Source organism: Symbioplanes lichenis, assembly GCF_030709675.1.
Classification (GTDB): Bacteria; Actinomycetota; Actinomycetes; order Mycobacteriales; family Micromonosporaceae; genus Actinoplanes; species Actinoplanes lichenis.
Window position 1 is genome coordinate 158,631 of sequence record NZ_JAUZQD010000016.1, and the last position, 21,260, is coordinate 179,890.

Annotated in this window: 1 protein-coding gene; it reads right to left on the reverse strand. The window is 73.2% G+C overall.

Annotated features, from left to right (window positions below):
* Window positions 1-14 precede the first annotated feature (14 nt).
* Entirely contained in the window at window positions 15-21,233 is a 21,219-nt protein-coding gene (locus tag RAN62_RS33270; RefSeq protein WP_305788798.1) for a non-ribosomal peptide synthetase, read from the reverse strand.
* Between the last annotated feature and the right edge of the window lie 27 nt (window positions 21,234-21,260).

The window sequence follows — 21,260 nt, forward strand, 5'->3', positions numbered from 1 at the left end:
CCACATAGCAGGACTTAGTTGCCGGTCCCGCCTCCGAGCCGGTGCGACAAAATGGGCCCCCAGGCGCTCACGGCTTGGGAATCAAGGAGTTCCGAGTGCCGCACCGGAAGATGGATAACGTCTTGGCCAGCCACGAGCGGAGCCCAGGCGGGGGCGGCCGGGCCTTCGAAGCCCTGCTCCGGCACCGTTGCCTCCACGAAGAACACTGGGCCGTCGTACGAGGGGTAGGACGCCGTTGCCATGAGGCGGTCGCTGGCCAGGTAGCTGTCGAGGATCAGGGCGATCTGGGCGTCGGTCAGGGCGGCGACGGTGCCGCCGGCTGAGCGGACGAAGGCGACCGCCTCGGCCATGGACAGATCCCGAGCCGGCACTTCGTAGCCCATTTCGGTGAGGAGGCCGGCCACCGTGGACGGCGCGGTGGAGACGGTGCGGCGGGCGTCGAGCATGCCGACGAAGGCGACGGTGCGGCCGCGGGCGCGCAGGTCAGCCGCCACGCACAGGGCGAGGGCGCCGCCGAAGGACCAGCCGAGCAGGTGGATCGGGCCCACGGGCTGGGCGGCTTCCACGGCGGAAGCGTGCGTGGCGGCCAGGTCGGTCATGGTGTCCGGCAGCGCACCGCCGGAGAGCAGGGGGGACTGCAGGCCGATCAGCGGCGCGGAGACGTACCGGGCCAGGCCCGCGAATTGCCAGGCCAGGCCGCTGGCGGGGGCGAGGCAGAAGAGCGGCTCCCCCGTACGCCCGGAAGTCAGCGGCAGCACCGGAGCCAGCGCGTCCGGGCCCTCGAAGGGGCCGCTGAGCAGGCGGGCCACGCCGGCAACGGTCGGGGCGGTGAAGAGGCGCGCCACCGGGATGTCCGTGCCGAATCGGGTGCGCAGTGCCGTGGCCAGCCGGACGAGCAGCAGTGAGTGGGCGCCCAGCGTGAAGAAGTCGTCGTCGACGCCGATCGTGGGGACGTCCAGCAAGCCTGCCACGAGGGCGGCCACCGCGGCTTCCAGGCGGGAGCGCGGAGCGGCGGCCGCTGACACCGGGGCGGCGACCGACGGGAGGGCGTCGCGGTCGACCTTGCCGTTCGGGGTGAGGGGCAGGGCGTCCAGGGCGACGATGACCGACGGGACCATGTACGGGGGCAGGGCAGCCCCGAAAGCCTCCCGCAAGCCCTCCGGGTTCCCGGTCACGAAGGCCACCAGCTGGTCCCCGCGAGCCACGACGACGGCCCGGGTGATGCCGGGGCAGGCCAGGGCGACGGACTCGATCTCCTCGAGCTCGATGCGGAAGCCCCGGACCTTGACCTGGTGGTCGGTGCGGCCGAGGTACTCCAGCTCGCCCGTGGGGAGCCAGCGAGCCACATCACCTGTGCGGTAGATCCGTCCGCCATCGGAAGCGACGAATCGCGAAGCGGTCAGCGACGGCCGGCCGTGGTAGCCGCGGGTGACCTGGGGGCCGCCGAGGTAGAGCTCGCCCGGGACGCCCGGGGGCACCGGCTGCAGCGCCGAGTCGAGCACCAGTGCGGTGACGCCGGGCAGCGGGCGGCCGATCGAGCCGTGCCAGCCGGGGCCCACGGGAGATGCGGTCGCCCAGACGGTGACCTCGGTCGGGCCGTAGAGGTTCACCACCGAGCCGGCGCGGCCGGCCAGCGCGGCGGCGAGGGACCGCGGCAACGCTTCGCCGCCGACCAGGGCGCGGACGCCGGCGAGGTCCACGTCGGACGACTCCAGGAGCGCTGCCCAGAGCGAAGGTGTGGCCTGCATCGCGGTGATGCCGTGCACGGTGATCAGGTCCGCCAGCAGCCGCGGGTCCCGCACCTCGGACGAGGTCGCGAGGACGACCGTGCCGCCGGCGCGCAGCGTGCCGAGGATCTCCAGGACCGAGATGTCGAAGGACAGCGTGGTGACGGCCAGCAGACGTTCGCCCGGTGTGAGGGGAAGCGCGTCCAGGAAGGAGGACAGGTTGCCATGGGTGACGACCACGCCCTTGGGGCGGCCGGTCGAGCCGGAGGTGTAGAGCACGTAGGCGGCCGACGAGGGCGATGGCGAAGAAGCGGCGAAGGGGGCGGGCTGCACGGGAGCCAGGAAGTCGGCATCAATGATCACGGCGGGCCGGGCGTCGTCGATCATGTAGTCGCGGCGCGCCTGGGGGAAGGCCGGATCCAGCGGAAGGTACGCGGCCCCGGCGCGCAGCACGCCGAGTACGGCCACGACCAGGTCCGCCGAGCGTGGCAGGTGGATGCCGACGATGTCGTCCGGGCCCACCCCGCGGGCGGCCAGCGCGGCCGCCACGGAGTCTGCGGCCGCGGCGAGTTCAGGAGCGGACAGCACCGTGGAGCCGCAGATCAATGATCCGCCGGCCGAAGATGGCGAGGAGGCGGGCGGGACGGACTGCCAGGCGGACAAGGCGGCCGTGTCGGCGGCGGAGAGGACCGGCAGGGCGGAGAGCGGCGCGGACGGTTCGGCCGCGATGCCTTCCAGCAGGACGCCGAGCCGGTCCAGGAGAGCGTCGGCGGTGGACGCGGTGAAGCGCGACCGGTCGTACTCGAGGAGGACCTCGACCCCCGCGGGGCCGCCGTCGACGAAGGTGATGTTGAGGTCGACCTTCGGGTCGGCCGCGACCGGCGGGGCGTCCAGCACGGGCAGGCCCAGCAGCGTGCCGCCGGTCGACGGGCGCGGGAAGTAGCCGATCATGACCTGGAAGAGCGGGTTGCGCCCGGCGGCCCGCTGCGGGTTGACCAGCTCGACCACCCGCTGGAACGGCACGTCGGCGTGGTCGAACGCGGCGAGGTCGGCATCGCGTACGCGGGCCAGCAGCTCGCCGAAGGCCGGATCGCCGGACAGGTCGGCGCGCAGGACGACCGTGTTGACGAAGAAGCCGACGAGGTCGTCGAGCGCCGCGTCGCCGCGGCCGGACGTCGGGGTGCCGATCGGGATGTCGGTGCCGGCGCCGTGGCGGTGCAGCAGCGTGGCGACCGCGGTGTGCAGCGTGATGAACAGGCTGGCCGAGGCGGCGCGGCCGATGTCGCGGAGCCGGGAGACGAGATCGCCCGGGAGAGTGGCGACCGCGAGACCGGCCGGACCGCGCTCCGCCCCGCGCGACGCCGACGCGGGAAGGGAGATCTCGGCGGGCAGGTCGCGGAGGGCCGACGCCCAGTAGGAGTCGTCGGCCGGCGGCAGGGACAGGACGTAGTCGGCGTACTGGACGGGTAGCGGTTCCCACGAAGGCTCGGCGCCGGCCAGGCGGGCCGTGTAGGCGGTGCTCAGGTCGCGCAACAACGGCCCGTCGGACCACTCGTCCATGGCGATGTGGTGCAGCATCAGCGTCAGCGTGGTCGCCGGCCCGTCGAACGCGACGGCCGCCCGGACGGGCAGGTCCCGGGTGAGGTCGAACGGCGCCCACAAGGGCAGGTCCAGCGGAAGGGACGCGGGCGCGGGCAGGATGCGCTGGGACGAGCCCGAGACCACCGTACGCAACACCTCGTGCCGCTTCACGACATCGGCCAGCGCCACGGACAGCACGCCCGGGTCGAGCCGCCCGGCGAGGCGGATCACCAGGGGGTAGTGGTACGCGGTCGAGCCCGGATCGAGCTGGTCGAGCAGCCACAACCGTTCCTGCGCCGGCGACAACGGGATCTCATCCGGCCGGGCCACGGACGCCAAGGCGACTCGCGCGGATTGCCCGGAAACCGTGGCGAGCCGAGCCGGACTCCGCGCGTCGAACAGCGCCCGCAGCGACAGGTCGACCCCGAGGGAGGCCCGCACCCGGCCGATCAGTCGCAGGGCGATCAGCGAGTGCCCGCCCGCCGCGAAGAAGTCGTCCTCCACGCCGAACGACGGCAAGTCCAGCACCTCGGCGAAGAGGGCCGCCAGCGCAGCCTCACGATCGTTGGCCGGCGGCCGGGAGGTCGATGCCACGGGCGCCGGGGCGGGCAGAGCGGCGGTGTCCAGCTTGCCGTTGACGGTCAGCGGCAACGAGGGGACGACGGCGTACAGCGCCGGGACCATGTAGGACGGCAGCCGGTCCCCCACGAACGCGCGGACCTCGGCGGGGGAAGCCGTGCCCACGAGATAGGCGGCCAACGCGCCGTCGCGGGCGAGCACGGCGGCCTGGCGTACGCCCGGCACGGCGGCGACCGCGGACTCGACCTCGCCCAGCTCGATCCGGTAGCCGCGGATCTTGACCTGGTCGTCGGTGCGGCCGAGGAAGTCGAGGTTGCCGTCGGGGCGCAGCCGCACGAGGTCGCCGGTGCGATAGAGGCGAGACCCGTCCGGGCCGGCCACGAAGCGGGACGCGGTGAGCCCGGGACGGTCGAGATAGCCCCGGGCCAGGCCGGCGCCGGCGATGTAGAGCTCGCCCGCGACGCCCGGGGGGACGGGACGCAGCCAGCCGTCGAGGATGTGGCCGACGGTGTTGAAGATGGGGACGCCGACCGTGGCGGTGGGGCTGTCGGCCGTACCTCCGCCCAGGGTGTTGATCGTGTATTCGGTCGGGCCGTAGAGGTTGTAGCCGGCCACGCCGTCCGTGTCGCGCAGGGTGGCCCAGAGCTTGTCGGAGACCGCCTCGCCGCCGAGCAGCACGAGGCACGGCCGGTGGGCGCCGGCCAGGAGGCCCTCGTCGAGCAGGGCTTGCGCGTACGTGGGCGTGAGGTTGACCACGTCGACCCGGTGCTCGGCGCAGTAGGCGACCAGCGCCCGCCCGTCGCGCCGCAGCTCCTCGTCGGCGACGTGCACGTGGTGGCCCTCGACCAGCCAGAGCAGCTCCTCCCACGACATGTCGAAGGAGAAGCTCACCGTGTGCGCGATGGTCAGCACGCGTCCGCCGGCCGCCTCGATCGTCGGGCCGAAGATCGCCGCGCGATGGTTGAGCTGCATGTTCGTCAGGCCCCGGTACGGCGTGACGACGCCCTTGGGGCGGCCGGTCGAGCCGGAGGTGTAGATCACGTACGCCGGGCGGTCGAGCCGTCCCGGCGTGCCGGGCGCGAAATCGTCGAGCCACGGCTCCCCCACCTCGCGGTAGAGCCCGGCGAGCGAGTCGAGCACCGCGACGGGGCGGGCGTCGTCGATCATGGTCTGCCGCCGGTCCGCGGGCAGATCAAGATCCAGCGGGAGGTACGCGGCCCCGGCGCGCAGCACGGCGAACAGCGCGACGACCATGTCGATCCCGCGGGGCAGCGCCAGCCCGACGATCTGCTCAGGCCCGGCGCCGAGGGTCCGCAGTCCCCGGGCGACGGCACTGACCCGGCCGTCCAGCTCGGCGTAGCTGATCGTGGTCCCGTCGTGGGTGAGCGCCGCGGCGGTCGGGGTCTTCGCCGCCTGCAGCGCGAGCATCTCGGCGATGGTGATGTCCGGAATGTCAGCGACCACGCCGGCGAGCGGCTTTTCTCCGGCGAGCCGGACCGAGCCGGCTGCCGCCGTCGCGTCGAAGGTGGCCAAAACGGCGGCGAGCCGGTCCAGAAGGGACTGCGCCTCGGCAACGGGCACGACGTCGGGCCGGTACTCAAGGCGGACGCGCAGGGCCCGGCCGGGCGTCGCGACCCAGGTCAGCGGGTAGTGCGTCGCGTCCAGCGCCGTCACGCCCACGATCCCGTGCTCGGCCTCGAGGTCGTCGAACGTGTCGTCGTCGAGGAAGTTCTGGAGCACGTACAGGCTGTCGAACAACTGCTCGTGGCCGGCCGCGCGCTGGATGTCGCCCAGGCCCGCGTACTCGTGGGGCATGAGCTCGACCCGCTCGGCCTGGACCCGCCGCAGCACCTCGCCCAGCGGCTCGGCCGCGCGGAAGGTGACGCGCTGCGGCACGGTGTTGAGGAACACGCCGACGACGTCCTCGATGCCGTCGAGCTCGGTGGGGCGCCCGGCCACGGTGGTGCCGAAGACCGCCTCGGCGCGCCCGGACGCGTGCCCGAGCACCAGCCCGAGCGCCGTGCTGAGCACCGCGTTGAGCGTCACGCCGGCGGCGCGCGCCTGCTCGTTGAGGTGTGCGGTCTGCTCCTCGGTGAACTGCACGGCGAGGCTCTCGGCGAGCACCGGCTGCGTGCCCGCGGCGGCCGGGTAGAGGATGGTGGGTCCGGCCCCGGACAGGTGCCCGGCCCACGCGGCCTCGGAGGCGGCCCGGTCCTGGCGGGCGATCCAGTCCAGATAGTCGGTGAAGCTCGCGGTGCGCTGCGGTACGGCTCTTCCCGCGTACGCGCCGAAGAGGTCCCGCAGCACGAGCTCGCGCGACCATCCGTCCCAGAGCAGCAGGTGATAGGTGAACAGCAGCCGGTCGCGCCCGTCGGGCCGCCGCAGCACGGTGAGCCGGGCGAGCGGCGGGTCCGTCAGGTCGAAGGGCCGGATCCGGTCCTCGTGGACGGCGCCCTCGTGGTCGTCCTGCACGGTCACCGTCACGGGCACTTCACGCCGCAGGACGGCGCCGTCGTCGGTGAAGCCGAGCCGGGCCGCGGGATGCGCGGCGAGCACCTCGGCGAACGCCCGCTCCAGCGCGGCGGCGTCGATGCGGTGGTCGAAGTCGAACGCGTTCTGGGCGATGTAGACGTCGGCGTCGCCCGCGAGCTTCGCCTGGAAGTAGAGCCCCTCCTGCAGCGGCGACATCGGCAGCACGCGCTCGGCGGCCGGGGCCAGCTCGGCGGCCCACGCGTCGGCGATCGCCCGCGTGGCGTCGAGGCCGAGACCCTCGTCCGCATAGGTGAGCACGGCGTGCAGCTCCCCGCCGCGCAGGGCGACGTTCACTTCGAGGAGGTACGGGGTGCCGAGGTCGTCGTCCGGGCGGACGCGGATGTCGGCGGGGTCGCTCGACCAGTCGCCGTCCTCGTCGGTGAACCGGCCCAAGTAGTTGAACAGCACCTGCGGTGGGCCGAGCCGGGCGAGGGCGGCCGCGCTGCGCGGGTTCACGTACCTGAGCAAGCCGTAGCCGAGCCCGTCGCCTTCGGGCTTTTCCGGCAGCCGCACCGGCGCGATCGACGTGAACCAGCCGACCGTACGGGAGAGGTCCGCGCCGGCGACGGGCTCGCGGCCGTGGCGTTCGAGGTCGACGGTGAGGTCGCCGTCCGTACCCCGCCAGGTGTTGATCGCCTTGTGCAGGGCCGTCAGCAGCGTGGCCTGGACGTCGCCGGTGAGCTCGGCCGGCACCCGGATCTCGTGGTCGCGGGTCTGCCCCACCGTGAGCCCGAAGGTGACGGCCGTGGGGTCGAGCTCGCCGCCCGGGGCGAGCGCCCGCTGCCACTGCGGGAACTCGGCGAGGCGGGCGGCGCTGCCGGCTTCCTCGGTGAGATCACGGGCGAAGGTACGCAGGCTCGTGGCGACCGGATCGAGGGAGTGGCCTTCGTACGCGCTGCGCAGGTCCTCGATGAGGATGTGCCACGAGACGCCGTCGACGACGAGGTGATGGGCGACCAGGAGCAGCTTGCTGCCGGCCGGGAAGTAGACCGCTTCCAGGACGCGTCCCGCCTCGGGATCCAGCCGGGCCACCGCGGCCTCGGCCTCGCGCTTGAGGTCGTCGCCGTGGCGCAGTTCGACTCGGCCGCCGGCGGTGACCTCCTGGGACCAGAGCATCGGGGCGGGACGGCTCAGCTTCAGGCGCAGTGCGTCGTGGTGGGCGACGAGCTTGTCGAGCGCCGCCTGCAGCCGCTCCGGCGTCGCATCGGCCGGGACGCGGATGAGGTCGGCCTGGTGCAGGCGGTTGATGCCGCCGCCCAGCTCGGCCAGCCGGTGCACGATCGGCAGCAGCGCGATCTCGCCGACGCCGTCACTGCTTTTGACCGGCGTCTCGTTCGTGGTGCCGGTCAGCGCCGCGGGCGTGCGCTTGAGGAACACGTCGCGCGGGCTGAGCTTGAGGCCGCTGCGCTTGGCCCGGTTGACCAGCTGGATCGCAACGATGCTGTCGCCGCCGAGGGTGAAGAAGTCGCCGTCGGCCGGGACCGCGTCGAGACCGAGCACGTCGGCGAACAGCTCCTGAATCTTCTGCGTCTCCGCGTTCTCCGAGGTCGGTGTCTCCGGCGCGACCTGGCGGGACGGCGCCGGGAGGGCGTCGCGGTCGAGCTTGCCGTTCACGGTCAGCGGCAGCGCGTCGAGCGTGACGAACGCGGCCGGAACCATGTAGCCGGGCAGGACCGTCGCCAGGTGCGCGCGGACCGCGTCCACGTCGGGGCGGCTGCCCGTGCGGGCGACCAGATAGGCGACGAGCTTGCCGTCCCGCACGAGCACCGCGGTGTTGGCCACCCCGGGCAGGGCGAGCAGGGCGGACTCGATCTCGCCGAGCTCGATCCGGTAGCCGCGGACCTTCACCTGGTGGTCACCCCGGCCCAGGTAGACCAGCTCGCCGTCCTCCCAGCGGGCCAGGTCGCCGGAACGGTAGAGCCGGCCGGGCCCGAACGGGTTCGCGACGAACCGGCTCGCCGTCAGCCCCGGGCGGTCGAGGTAGCCGCGGGCCAGCTGGGCGCCGTCGACGTACATCTCGCCGGTGACGCCCTCGGGAACGGGCTGCAGATAGGCGTCGAGCACGTGGACGGTCAGCCCCGGCAGCGCCGCCCCGATGACACTCGGCCGGGCCAGGTCGTCGCCGGTGATCTCGCGGAAGGAGACGTGGACCGTGGTCTCGGTGATCCCGTACATGTTGACGAGCCGGGCCCGGGGGTCGCGCCCGAACCAGCCGGTCAGGCGACCGAGATCGAGGGCCTCGCCGCCGAAGACGACGTATCTCAGCGTCTCGTTGCCCGCGACGCCGGCTTCGAGGAGCGGGTAGAACGCCGACGGGGTCTGGTTGAGCACGGTGACGCGCTCGTCGTTGAGCAGGGACAGGAAGCGCTGCGGGTCGCGGGCGACGTCGTTGGGGACGAGCACGAGGCGGCCGCCGTGCAGCAGCGGGCCCCAGAGCTCCCAGACCGAGAAGTCGAACGCGTACGAGTGGAACATCGTCCACACGTCGTCCGCCCCGAAGTCGAACAGCTCCGCGGCGGCCGCGAACAGCTCCCGGACGTTGCGGTGGGTGACGACGACGCCCTTGGGCTTGCCGGTGGACCCTGAGGTGTAGATGACGTACGCGGCGTTGCCGGCCGTGGCTCCGGTCGTGGGCCGGGTCGTGGGCTGGTGGGGGGCGGTGGGCGCGATCCCGCCCTCGCCGACGAGGACGACCGGCTTCGCGTCTTGGAGAATGTAGTCCTGCCGGGCGGCCGGGGCGGCGCTGTCGATCGGGACGTAGCAGCCGCCGGCCTTGACGACGGCGAGCAGGGCGACGACGAGATCGGTGCCGCGCGGAAGCCGGACCGCGACCCGGGACTCGGGGCGGACGCCGCGGGCGACGAGCTCGTGGGCGAGCTGGTTGGCGCGGGCTTCGAGCTCGGCGTAGGTGAGCTCCCCGACGGCGATGGCGTCCGGGTTGGTGAGCGCGATGTCGAGGGTGGGAGCGGGCGCTGATTCGGGGAGCCCGACGGTCGAGAGGTTCGGTGCGTCGGGGCGCTCGACGGCCGGAAGGTTGGCTGCGCCCGGGAGCCCGTCGGCGGACGCGGGCGCGATTTCGGCGTCACCCGCGCGAGCCCGCCCTCCCTGGGGGAGCCCCCGCTCGTCATTGTCGTGCAAGGAGGCGGCCTGCTGCGCGGCCCGCTGTGGAGAACCCGCGTCTGTGGAAAACTCCGCCGTTCCCAGGTACGTGCTGTCGGCCCCCACGGCCTGCGGAGATGACCCGCCGACGACCACTCCGTCACCGGACGCGCCACCAAGAACCGCACCATCACGAGACGCGCCAGCGGGAACCGCGCCACCGGCCGAAGCGCCACGGGCCGCCGGCCCGACAGCAGCAGCGCGGCCGAGGGACAGGCTCGCCACCGGGCGGGACAGGTCGTCGATCAGCTGGTCGAGGACGAGGGCGACCTGAGCCACCAGGCGCTCGGCGGCCGCGGCGCCCACCGCCACGTCGTACTTGATTTCGAGGGCCAGGCGGTCGCCGGGGAAGGCGACCAGCGACACCGGGTAGTGCGGGGAGTCGGTGCCGGTGAAACCGGTGACGCCCAGGCCGTCGGCGCTGTCGGCGGAGACGGGTGGGAAGTTCTCGACGACGACCATGGTGTCGAAGAGGTCGCGGGCGCCGGCGAGGCGGGTGAGTTCGGCCAGTCCGGCCTGCTGGACGTCGAGGACGTCGGTCTGCTGGTCCTGGAGGCGGCGCAGGACGGCGTGGACGGGTTCGTCCGGGCGCCAGGACATCGGGACGGGGACGGTGTTGATGAGCAGGCCGACGATGGACTCGACGCCGGGCAGCGAGCCGCCGCGGCCGGAGACCGTGGAGCCGAAGACGACGCGGTCGCGGCCGAGCAGGCGGCCGAGGACCAGGCCCCAGGCGCCGTGGATGAGGGTGCTCACGGTGATGCCGTGGGTGCGGGCGGCGGCGGTCAGGCCGGCCGTGCGGTCCACGTACGCGAAGGCGCTCTCGTGGTGCGACACGGTGGTGATCTCGGGGTGCAGCGCGGTGGGCTCGATGCCGGTGAGCGCTTCGGCCCAGGCGTCGAGGGTGGAGGCGCGGGTGACGACGGACTCGACGTGGTCGCGGAAGGTGGCGACCGGCGGCGGGAGGGCGCGGCCGTGGTAGGCGGCGACGATGTCGGAGAAGACCAGCGGGTACGACCAGCCGTCCGCGAGGATGTGGTGCATCGTCTCGATGAGGCGGTGTTCCGTGGGGCTCAGTGACACCAGCGCGTAGCGCAGCAGCGGCGGGGCGGCGAGGTCGAACGGCCGCGCGAGTTCCTCGGCGGCGACAGTGGCAACGGCCTCGGAGGAGACACGCCACGGCACGGCGACGTCCCGGGTGATGACCTGCACGATGCGGCCGTCGCGGGTCTCACGGAAGGACGCCCGCAGCGCGTCGTGGCGGCGCACCACGGCTTCGACGGCGGCGCGCAGGCGGTCGGGGTCCACCGGGCCGGTCAGGGAGGCGATCTGCTGCACCGCGTACGTGTCCACATCGGACGTGACGGCGTGGAAGTACATGCCCTCCTGCAGCGGCAGCAGTGGCAGCACGTCCGCGGCGTCCGCGAAGGCGTCGACGTCCTCCTGGGTGAGCGCCACCAGCGGGAAGTCCGACGGCGTGTGCCCGCTGACGTCGGTGCCCGCCAGCTCGCGCAGGACCGTGGTCCACTGCTCGGCCAGCGCGACGACCCGATCCTCGGCCAGCAGACCGGAGGGCCAGGACAGGGTCGCCTCGAAGGTGCCGTCCGTCACGTGGGCGTTGATCTCCAGCGGCATGGCCGGGTTGGCCGGGTCGACCCCTTCGCGGAGCGGCGCCGCCTGCGACCAGTCGCCGCCGTCGTCCGCGCCGAAGCGGCCCAGATAGTTGAAGAGGATCTCGGGCGCCGGGCCGAAGTCGTGGCCGTGCAGCCAGCGCAGCGACCCGTAGCCGAGCCCGTCGGCGGGCACGGCCCGGAGCTGCTCCTTGACCGAGCGCACGGCCGCCACGAGGTCGGTGGTGCTGCCCGGTTCGAGCCGGACCGGGTGGATCGCGGTGAACCACCCGACCGTACGCGACAGGTCGTGGTCCCCGTTTCGCCCGTGCCCTTCGAGCGACACCAGCACCGGCGCGTCCGAGCCCCGCCACCGGTTGACCGCCACGGCGAGCCCGGTGAGCAGCACGTCGTTGGCGCCGCCGAAGAAGCTCGCGGGCAGCATGTCGAGCAGCGGCGACGCGGGCAGCGACACAGTGATCGACCGGACAGTCGCCGCCGTGTCCACCTCGGGGTCCGCCGGACGGCCGGCCAGAAGGGCGCGCGGGCCGGAGAGCACGTTCTCCCAGAAGCCGAGCTGGGAGTCGTACGACGGCTGCGCCGCGGCGAAGGTCCGGAACGACGTGCCGACCTCGTCCAGCGGCTGCCCGGCGGCGGCCCGGCGCAGGTCGTCGGTGATGATCCGCCACGACACCCCGTCGATGACCAGGTGATGGATGACGAGCAGCAGCCGCCGCCCGTCCCACCCGGCCTGGAGCATGACGCCGGCGGCGGGGTCGAGCCGGGCGACCAGGGCTTCCTCGTCCAGCGGGCCCTCCACGAGCAGCCCGGACGCGCGCAGACCGGCGGCGGGAACGTGCAGCGTGCCGTCGAACGACGCCCGCAACAGATCGTGCCGGTCCAGCAGCGCCTGCAGGACGTCCTCCAGCGCGGCGCGGGTCAGCGACGCCGGCGTGTGCCAGGCCATCGACTGGTAGAAGTGGCCCAGCGGCGTCGCCGACCGTACGGTCTCGGCCAGCATGGGGGTGAGCGCGATGTCACCGCGGCCGTCGTCCGCAGTGGCCGTCACCGCGGCGGCGGGCAGGGCGGCGGCGAGGGCCTGCACACTGCGGCGGCGGAAGACGTCGCGCGGGGTGACCTGCAGGCCGGCCTTGCGGGCGCGGCCGGCCACGGCGATCGACGAGATGCTGTCACCGCCGATGGCGAAGAAGTCGTCGTCGATGCTGACCTCGTCCAGGCCAAGCACGGCCGTGTAGATGCCGGCGAGCACCTGTTCGCGCTCGTCGCGCGGGGCGCGCACCACGCCCAGGATCGGGGTGGCCTCGGGCAGCGCCTTGACGTCGAGCTTGCCGTTGACGGTGAGCGGCAGGGCGGGGACAAGGGCATAGAGCGAGGGCACCATGTACGACGGCAGCCGCTCCAGCAACGCGGAACGCACCTCCGCCGGGTCCACGGATCCGACCACGTACGCGTGCAGCTTCCCGTCCCGGGCCAGGACGGCGGCCTGCCGCACACCGGGAACGGCGGCGACCGCGGACTCGACCTCGCCCAGCTCGATCCGGTAGCCGCGGATCTTCACCTGGTCGTCGCTGCGGCCGAGGAAGTCCAGGTTGCCGTCGGCGCGCTCGCGCACGAGGTCGCCGGTGCGATAGAGGCGAGACCCGTCCGGACCGGCCACGAAGCGGGACGCGGTGAGCCCGGGACGGTCGAGATAGCCCCGGGCCAGTCCGGCGCCCGCGATGTAGAGCTCGCCGACGACGCCGGGCGGGACGGGACGCAGCCACTCGTCGAGCACGTGGCCCACGGTGTTGAAGATGGGCTTGCCGACGGTCGGGGTGGGGCTGTCGGCCGTACCGGCGCCCAGGGTGTTGATCGTGTACTCGGTCGGGCCGTAGAGGTTGTAGCCCGCCGGCCCCGCCGGATCGCTCAGCCGCGACCACACCGCATCGGTCACGGCCTCCCCGCCGAGAAGCACGAGCCACATCCGATGCCCGCCGGAAGAAGAAGCCGCGCCGGAGAAAGAAGCCGCGCCGGAAGAAGAAGCCGCGCCGGAAGAAGAAGCCGCGCCGGAAGAAGAAGCCGCGCCGGAGGAAGAAGCCGCGCCGGAAGGAGACGCTGCGCCGGAAAGGGAAGCCGTGCCGGGAAGGGAAGCCGCGGCACCGTCGAGCAGACCCTCGTCGAAGAGCGATCCCGCGTACGTCGGCGTCACATTGATCACGTCGATGCCGTGCTCGCGGCAGTAGGCGACCAGCGCGGTCGCGTCGCGCCGCAGCTCCTCGTCGCACACGTGCACCTCGTGGCCCTCGACGAGCCACAGCAGCTCCTCCCACGACATGTCGAAGGAGAAGCTCACGGTGTGCGCGATCCGCAGCCGCTCGACGCCGGCCGCCCGGGCCCGCGCGACGGTCGGGTCGAAGATCTCGGCCCGGTGGTTCAACTGCATGTTCGTCAGGCCCCGGTACGGCGTGACGACGCCCTTGGGCGTGCCGGTCGACCCGGACGTGTAGATCACGTAGGCGGGCCGGTCGAGCGACACCGGCACCCGCACCGGGGAGGTGTCGTCGCTCGCGATCCCGTCCAGCGAGGTCAGGACCAGCACGGGGCGGGCGTCCTCGATCATCAGCCGGCGGCGGTCGTCCGGCAGATCAAGATCGAGCGGGAGGTACGCGGCCCCGGCGCGCAGGACGGCGAACAGTGCCACGACCATGTCGATGCCGCGCGGCAGCGCCAAGGCGACGATCTTCTCGGGCCCGGCGCCCCGCGCGATCAGTCCCCGGGCGACGGCGTTGATCCGCGCGTCCAGCTCGGCATAAGTCGAACGCAGGTCCCCGAAGACCAGCGCGGTCAGATCCGGCGCAGCAGTGGCCTGCGCGGCGAGCATGTCGGAGATGGACAGGTCGGGAATGTCTACTGCCCGGCCGGCGAGTGGCGGGAAGGAACCGAGCGTCAGCGACCCGGCGGCCACGTCGAGCCCCTCGGCCAGCAGTCGGAGCACCCCGGTGAACTCGTCGACCAGGGACCGGGCCGATTCCGCCGTGATCACGTCGGGGCGGTACTCGAGCTTGACGCGCAGGTTGGCGCCCGGCGTCAGGACCCAGGTCAGCGGGTAGTGGGTCGTGTCCGTGTACTGCACGTCCACGATGCCCTGCGCCGCCTCGAGCTCGGCGAACGTGTCGTCGGCGAGGAAGTTCTGCAGCACGTACAGGGTGTCGAAGAGCGCGGTGGCGCCCACGGCGCGCTGGATGTCGCCGAGGCCGAGGTACTCGTGCGGGGCCAGGTCGATGCGGTCCTGCTGCGCCCGGCGGGCCAGGTCGGCGATGGTCGCGGCGGGCGTGGCGGCGACCCGGGCGGGCACGGTGTTGAGGAACAGGCCGATGACGTTCTCTATGCCGGGCAGGCCGGTGGGGCGCCCGGCCACGGTGGTGCCGAAGGTGACGTCGCCGTGGCCGGTGCGGTGGCCCAGCACCAGCCCGAGGGCCACGGTCAGCACCGAGTTGAGCGTCACCCCGGCCCGACGGGCCTGCTCGGTGAGCCGCGTGGTGACCGTGGTCGGCAGGGCGGCGAGGATCCGCTCGGACACCATCGGTTCCCGGCCGGCCGCCTCGGGCACCACGATCGTCGGCTCGTCCAGGGCGGCACGCCAGGCGGCGGCCGAGGCGTCCTTGTCCTGCGCGGCGATCCACGCCAGGTAATCGGGGAAGCCCAGGCCGTCGAGCGGCAGCACGCCGGTTGCGCCGCGGGTGTCGTACAGGGAGAACAGCTCGCGCAGGACCAGCTCGCGCGACCAGCCGTCCCACAGCAGGAAGTGGCAGGTCAGCAGCATCCGGTCGGTGCCGTCGCCGCCGCGGATCACGGTGAGCCGGATGAGCGGCGGATCGGTGAGGTCGAACGGCCGCACAAGGTCGGCCGCCGTGACGGCGTCGATGTCACCGTCCTCGACGACTGTGACGACCGCCGGCACACGCGAGGCGATGCGCTGCTGCGGCCGGGGCTCGCCCACGAACGCCGCGCGCAGAGTCGGGTGCCGGTCGAGCAGTGCGGCGAAGGCAAGTTCCAGCGCCGGCACGTCGAGGCGCCGGTCGAAGTCGAACACGTTCTGCGCGATGTAGGTGTTGGCGCCGTCCGCGTACGTGGCCTGGTAGTAGACGCCCTGCTGCAGCGGCGAGAGTTCCCAGATCTCGTCTTCCTCCTTCGGGAAGGAAGCAGTGACCGGCCCGTCGGCGGTCGCGGCGACGGCGGCGGCCGTCCGGGTGCGGAAGATGTCCTGGGTGGACAGGGTGAGGCCGTCCTTCGTGAGCAGGTTGACGAGGCGGATGGCGGCGATGCTGTCGCCGCCGCGCGCGAAGAAGTCGTCGTGCACGCCGACGGTCCCGCCGCCGAGCACCTCGGCGAAGCGGGCCACCACCTGCGCCTCGCGCGGCGTGCGCGGGGGCTCGGCGACGGCGGTGACCGGGTCGGGCAGGGCGCGGCGGTCGCGCTTGCCGTTCGGCAGCAGGGGCAGCGCGTCGAGCACGGTCACGGTCGCCGGCACCAGATAGGCGGGCAGTTCCTCGCGCAGCGTGGCGAGCAGCGAAGGCGGGTCGAGGGTCTCCCCCGGCTCGGCGACGACGTAGCCGTGCAGGCTGCGGCCGTTGCGGGCCACGGCGACGGCCTCGCGCACCCCGAGCCGGCGCAGCAGCCCGGCCTCGACCTCGGCCAGCTCGACGCGGTGCCCGTTGACCTTGACCTGGTCGTCGTTGCGCCCCAGGAACTCGACCCGGTCCCCGACCCAGCGACCCAGGTCGCCCGTACGGTAGAGCCGCTCGCCGTTCTCCCCGGCGACGAACCGCGCCGCGGTGGCGCCACTCTGCCCCCGGTATCCCCGGGCCAGTTGCACCCCGCCGACGTAGATCTCCCCGACCGCCCCCGGGGCGACCGGCTCCAACGCGGCGTCGAGCAGCAAAATCCGTACCCCGGGCACAGCCGTGCCCAGAGTCACGATGTCCCCCGGCACGACCGGTCCGGCCAGCACGTCCCCGGTGTTCTCCGAGGCCCCGTACGAGTTGACGACCTCCGCCCCGGGCGAAGCGGCCGCCAGCGCGGCAACAGTCCCGCCGTCCAGCGCCTCCCCACTGGTGATCCACCGCCGCAAATGCCCGAATCTCCCGGGTAGGGTTTCGGCAAGAGTCCCCGCCAAACTGGGTACGGCAAGCAGTTGCGTGGCCCCGGTCTCCGAAACGAGCGCGGCCAGCGCAGCCCCGTCCCCAGCGGCCGTCTCGTCGGCGATGACCACCGTGGCCCCGGCGACCAGCCCGCCCAGCAGCTCGGTCGTGCCGTCGATGAAGCTCATCGAGCTCTTGGCCACCCGCACCTCGCCGTCCCAGGCGTCCCGGGCCCAGGCGAGCCGGTTGGCCAGGGCGCCGTGCGTGCCGACGACCGCCTTGGGCCGCCCGGTCGAGCCCGACGTGTAGACCACCGAGGCGGCGTCCAGCGGTCCGATCTCGACGGTCGGCGCCGCACCCCGCGCCGAACGCAGGCGGACCACGGGGAAGTCGTGCGGCGGCAGCGCCCGGTTGCTCGCGTCGTCGACGAGCACGGCCACGGGCTGCGCGTCGTCGAGCATGAACTCGATGCGCGCGGCCGGATAGCCGGGATCGACGGGCAGATAGGCGGCACCCGCGCGCAGCACGCCGAGCAGGGCGACGGGCAGGTCGGCGGTCCGGCGCGTGGCAACCGCGACGACGTCACCACGCCGCACTCCTGCCGCCTGCAGAGCAGCCGCCACCGCGCCCGATCTGTCGGCGAGGGAGCCGTAGGTCAGCGTCGTCGCCCCGGCCCGGACCGCGACGGCGTGGGGGTCGGCCGCCGCGATGAGGTCGAGGACCGTTTCCGATCTTTCCGGCACGAGACCCCGGCCTCGCGCCAGGACGTCGGCGCGCTCCTCGTCGGAAAGGAGCTTGACGGCGTTGACAGGAGTCGAGTCAGCCGAGGTCAGCACGCGCGTGTACTGGTCAAGCAGCCGCGAGGCGACGTCGGGCGCGAGCCGATGGGTCAGGGTGATCTCGACGGTGTCGCCGGGCTTGACCATCAGCGTCGCCGGATAGTGCGGCGCCTCGATCACGTCCATGCCGCTGATTCGCAGCTCCCCGTCCGCGGGCGCCGCGGCCGCCGGGTAGTTCTCGACGACCACGAGCGTGTCGAACAGCTCCGGCAGCCCTACCAGCCGCTGGATCTCGGCGAGCGAGGTCTGCTCGTGCTCGACGACCTCCCGCTGGTCCGCGGCGAACCGGCGCAGCACGTCGGCCAGGGTCTCCGCCCCGGACCAGCGGACCCGGGCGGGGACGGTGTTGATGGTCAGGCCGACGACGGCGTCGATGCCGGGCAGGTCGCCGCCGCGCCCCGACACCGTCGAGCCGAAGACGACGTCGCTGCGCCCGGTGACCCGGCCGACGAGCACGCCCCACGCGGCGGCGAGCACGTTGCTGACCGTGACGCCGTGCCGGCGGGCGACGTCCCGGACCACGGTGCCGTCCACTGTGGTTTTCACAGAGCCGGCCTCGGCGGTGGCGCCACCGAGCAGGGTGGGTTCGGTCACGCCGGCGAGCAGGCGCGCGAACGCTTCCGGGTCGCCGTCGCCCCGCTGCGCGAGGAAGTCCCGGTACGCCGGCGCGGGGGGCAGGACGTGACCGGCGTACAGGGAAAGGAGGTCGTTGAGGACGAGCGGCACGGACCAGCCGTCGGCGACGATGTGGTGCACGGTCTGCACCAGGACGTGCCGCTGCTCGCCGGTCCGGACCAGGGTGAAGCGCATGCCCGGCGGCCGGGACAGGTCGAAGTGACGCTCATCGGCGGCCACGTCGGTGCCGACGACGTGACGCCAGGGCGCCCGCACCCCGTCCCGGACGACCGCGACGACCCGGCCGTCCCCAAGCGGCGCGTAAGCGGCGGCCAGATGAGGGTAGCGGCCGAAAAGCGCGTCGGCCGCGCGGTGCAGGCGCTCGGCGTCGAGGGGGCCGTCGAGCTGGATGAGCTGCTGGACCACGTACGGGTCGGCGCCGGGCGCGTATGTGGCGTGGAAGTAGAGCCCGGCCTGCAGCGGGGTGAGCGGCAGCACGTCCCGCACCCCGCCGCCGAGCGCGTCCACATCAGCCTGCGACAGCTCGACGAGCGGGAAGTCCGAGGGGGTGTGACCGGCCACGGCGGGGTCGGTGGCCAGGCCGGTGAGCAGGGCGGTCCAGCGGTCGGCCAGCGCCCGCACCCGGTCGCGGGTGAGCAGGCGGCCGGGCCAGCTGAAGACGGCTTCGAGCTTGCCGTCGACGGTGACCGCGTTGACTTCGAGCGCCCGGGGCAGGGGCATGCGCGGGTCGCGCCGCTCGACGACGGTGCTGTCGAAGCGGCCGAGATAGTTGAAGAGCACCTGCGGCTGCACGGCCAGCTCGCGGTGGCCGTGGGGATAGCGCAGGACGCCGTACGAGATGCCGTTGCGCGGCACCGCGCGCAGCTGCTCCTTGACCGCCTTGACCGCGGCGGCCGGGGCGAGACCGGTGACGTCGAGCGGCACCGGGAAGAGCGTGGTGAACCAGCCGACCGTGCGGGACAGGTCGAGGTCGGCGACGTCCTCCTCGCGGCCGTGGCCCTCCAGTTCGAGGAGGAACGGCTCGTCCGGGGAGACAGCCAGGGCCAGCGCCGCCACGAGCGCGTCGTTGACGCCGCCGTGGATCGCCGCCGGGACCGGGCCGAGCAGCCGCTCGGTGACCTCGGCGCTCAGCTCGACGGTCAGCGTCTCCTCGGTCGCCACGGTGTCGATCGCCGGATCGAGCGCGCGGTCGCCCAGCGGCCGGACCGGCATCGCCGCGGCGGCCCGCCAGAACGGCAGGTCGTCGCTGAGGTCGGCCGCCCGCAACGCGGTGGCCCACTGCCGGAACGACGTGGGCGCGGGCGAGGGGCCGGTGCGCACATCTTCGGCGAGCACCCGCAGCGAGACACCGTCCACGACCGTGTGGTGCACGGCAACGATCAGCTCGTCGCCGTGGTGCGAGAAGGCCACGAGCTGATCGGGGGAAAGCCGCGCGGCCGTTGCTTCGAGGTCTTCCCCCGTGCGGAGGACGTCCAGCGCGCCCGCCGGCCGGATCGTCAGGACGTCACCGCGCAGCGTGGCCCGGAGCACGTCGTGCGCCGCGAGCAGCCCGTCGACGATCGCGGGCACGTCGGCGTCCGGCGGCAGCGGCACGGTGATCGCCTGGAAGAAGCCGTCGTGCGCGTGGCCGACCTCGTCGAGCCAGGTGAGGATCGGGGTGGGCGGCACCGCACCGGCGGCGGCGACCTCCGGCGTCCCGGTCGTGACGACCGACCCGACCACCAGGGCGAGCGCGGCGGGCGTGGGGTGGGCGAAGAGATCGCGGGCGCGCAGGGTGAAGCCGGCGCGGCGGGCGGCCCGGACGGCGCCGATCGCCACGATGCTGTCGCCGCCGAGCGCGAAGAAGTCGTCCTCCGCCCCGACCGCGTCGAGGGCCAGCACGGACGCGAAGATCTCGCAGAGCCGCGCCTCGGTCTCGGTCTCGGGGGCCCGGGAGCGGGCCGGGCCGAGCACCGGCACGGGCAGCGCCCGCCGGTCGACCTTGCCGTTGGCGGTGAGCGGGAAGGCGTCGAGGACCACGAACGCCGAGGGGACCATGTACTCGGGGAGGCGGGCGGCGCACCAGGCTCGCAACTCGTCCGGCGAGGCGAAAGTGGAGAGGACGGCATAGCCGATCAGATGGCGGTCGTGGACGGTGACGACGGCCTGGCGTACGGCGGGATGGGCCGACGCCACGGACTCGACCTCCTCGAGCTCCAGGCGCATGCCGCGGATCTTCACCTGGTTGTCGGCGCGCCCGACGAACTCGAGGCTGCCGTCGCCGGTCCACTTGGCCAGGTCGCCGGTGCGGTAGAGCCGTTCCCCGGCGCCGAAGGGATTGGCGACGAAGCGGGCGGCGGTCAGCGAGGGCGCGTTGACGTAGCCGCGGCCGAGGAGGAAACCGGCCGCGTAGAGCTCGCCCGTGACGCCGGGGCCGACCGGGTTCAGCTGGTCGTCGAGGACGTACAGCTGGGTGTGCGGGTTGGGGCGGCCGATCGACGTGGCGATGCGCTCGGCGGATTCACGGTAGATCACGTGGGAGACGCCGATGGTCGCCTCGGCGGGCCCGTACCCGTGATAGAGGGTCGTGGTCAGCTGGGCCCGGAAGCGGTCGAACAGCTCGGGCGTCAGCACCTCGCCGCCGCACCAGACGTGGCGCAGGCCGTCGAGCAGGTGGGTGCCCCGGGCGAGCTGGAGCAGCACGTCCAGCATGGAGCTGACCAGATAGACGAAGGTCACACCCTCGGTGGCGATCAGGTCGAGCAGGTACTGCGGGTCGCGCTCGCCGCCGGGCTCGGCCACGACGACGTAGCCGCCGGAGATCAGCGGGAGCAGGATCTCGTTGACGCTGATGTCGAAGGAGAGCGGCGCCTTGAAGAGCGTCGCGTCGCCCGGGCCGAAGTGCAGGATCTCGTCGCGCTGCCAGCGGAGGCGCTCGTGGATGGCCTCGTGGCGGATCATCGCGCCCTTGGGCTTGCCGGTCGACCCCGAGGTGAAGATCACGTAGGCCAGGCGCCGGGGATCGATGTCCGGAATGCCGGCCGAGGCCGATCCGAGCGGAACATCGTCCAGGACGAGAGACGCCCCGGCTTCTTCGAGGACCTGCGACCGGCGCTGCGCGGGCCAGGCCGGGTCGACGGGGACGAAGGCGGCGCCGGCGACCATGATGCCGAGGACGGCGATCACCATCTCGGCCGACCGCGGCATCCCGACGCCGACCACGTCCTCCGGGCCGACGCCTTGCGCCCGCAGCTGCGCGGCCAGGGCGTGGACCCGGCCGCTCAGCTCCGCGTACGTCAGCCGGGTCTCCCCTGCCACCAGCGCCAAGGCGTCCGGTGTCCGGGCCGCCTGTGCGAGGAAAGCCGCCACGACGGTCGAGGTCTCCGCCGGTCGCGTGTGGTTGTTCCACCGCTCGAGCAGGTCGTCGATCCCCTGGAGCCCAGCCGTCATCAGTTCCGCCCTCCGATGTGGACCGCG

Bases quoted from the DNA above. Each gene is read 5' to 3' on its own strand.
- RAN62_RS33270 (WP_305788798.1), bottom strand. From the start codon at position 21,233: ATGACGGCTGGGCTCCAGGGGATCGACGACCTGCTCGAGCGGTGGAAC.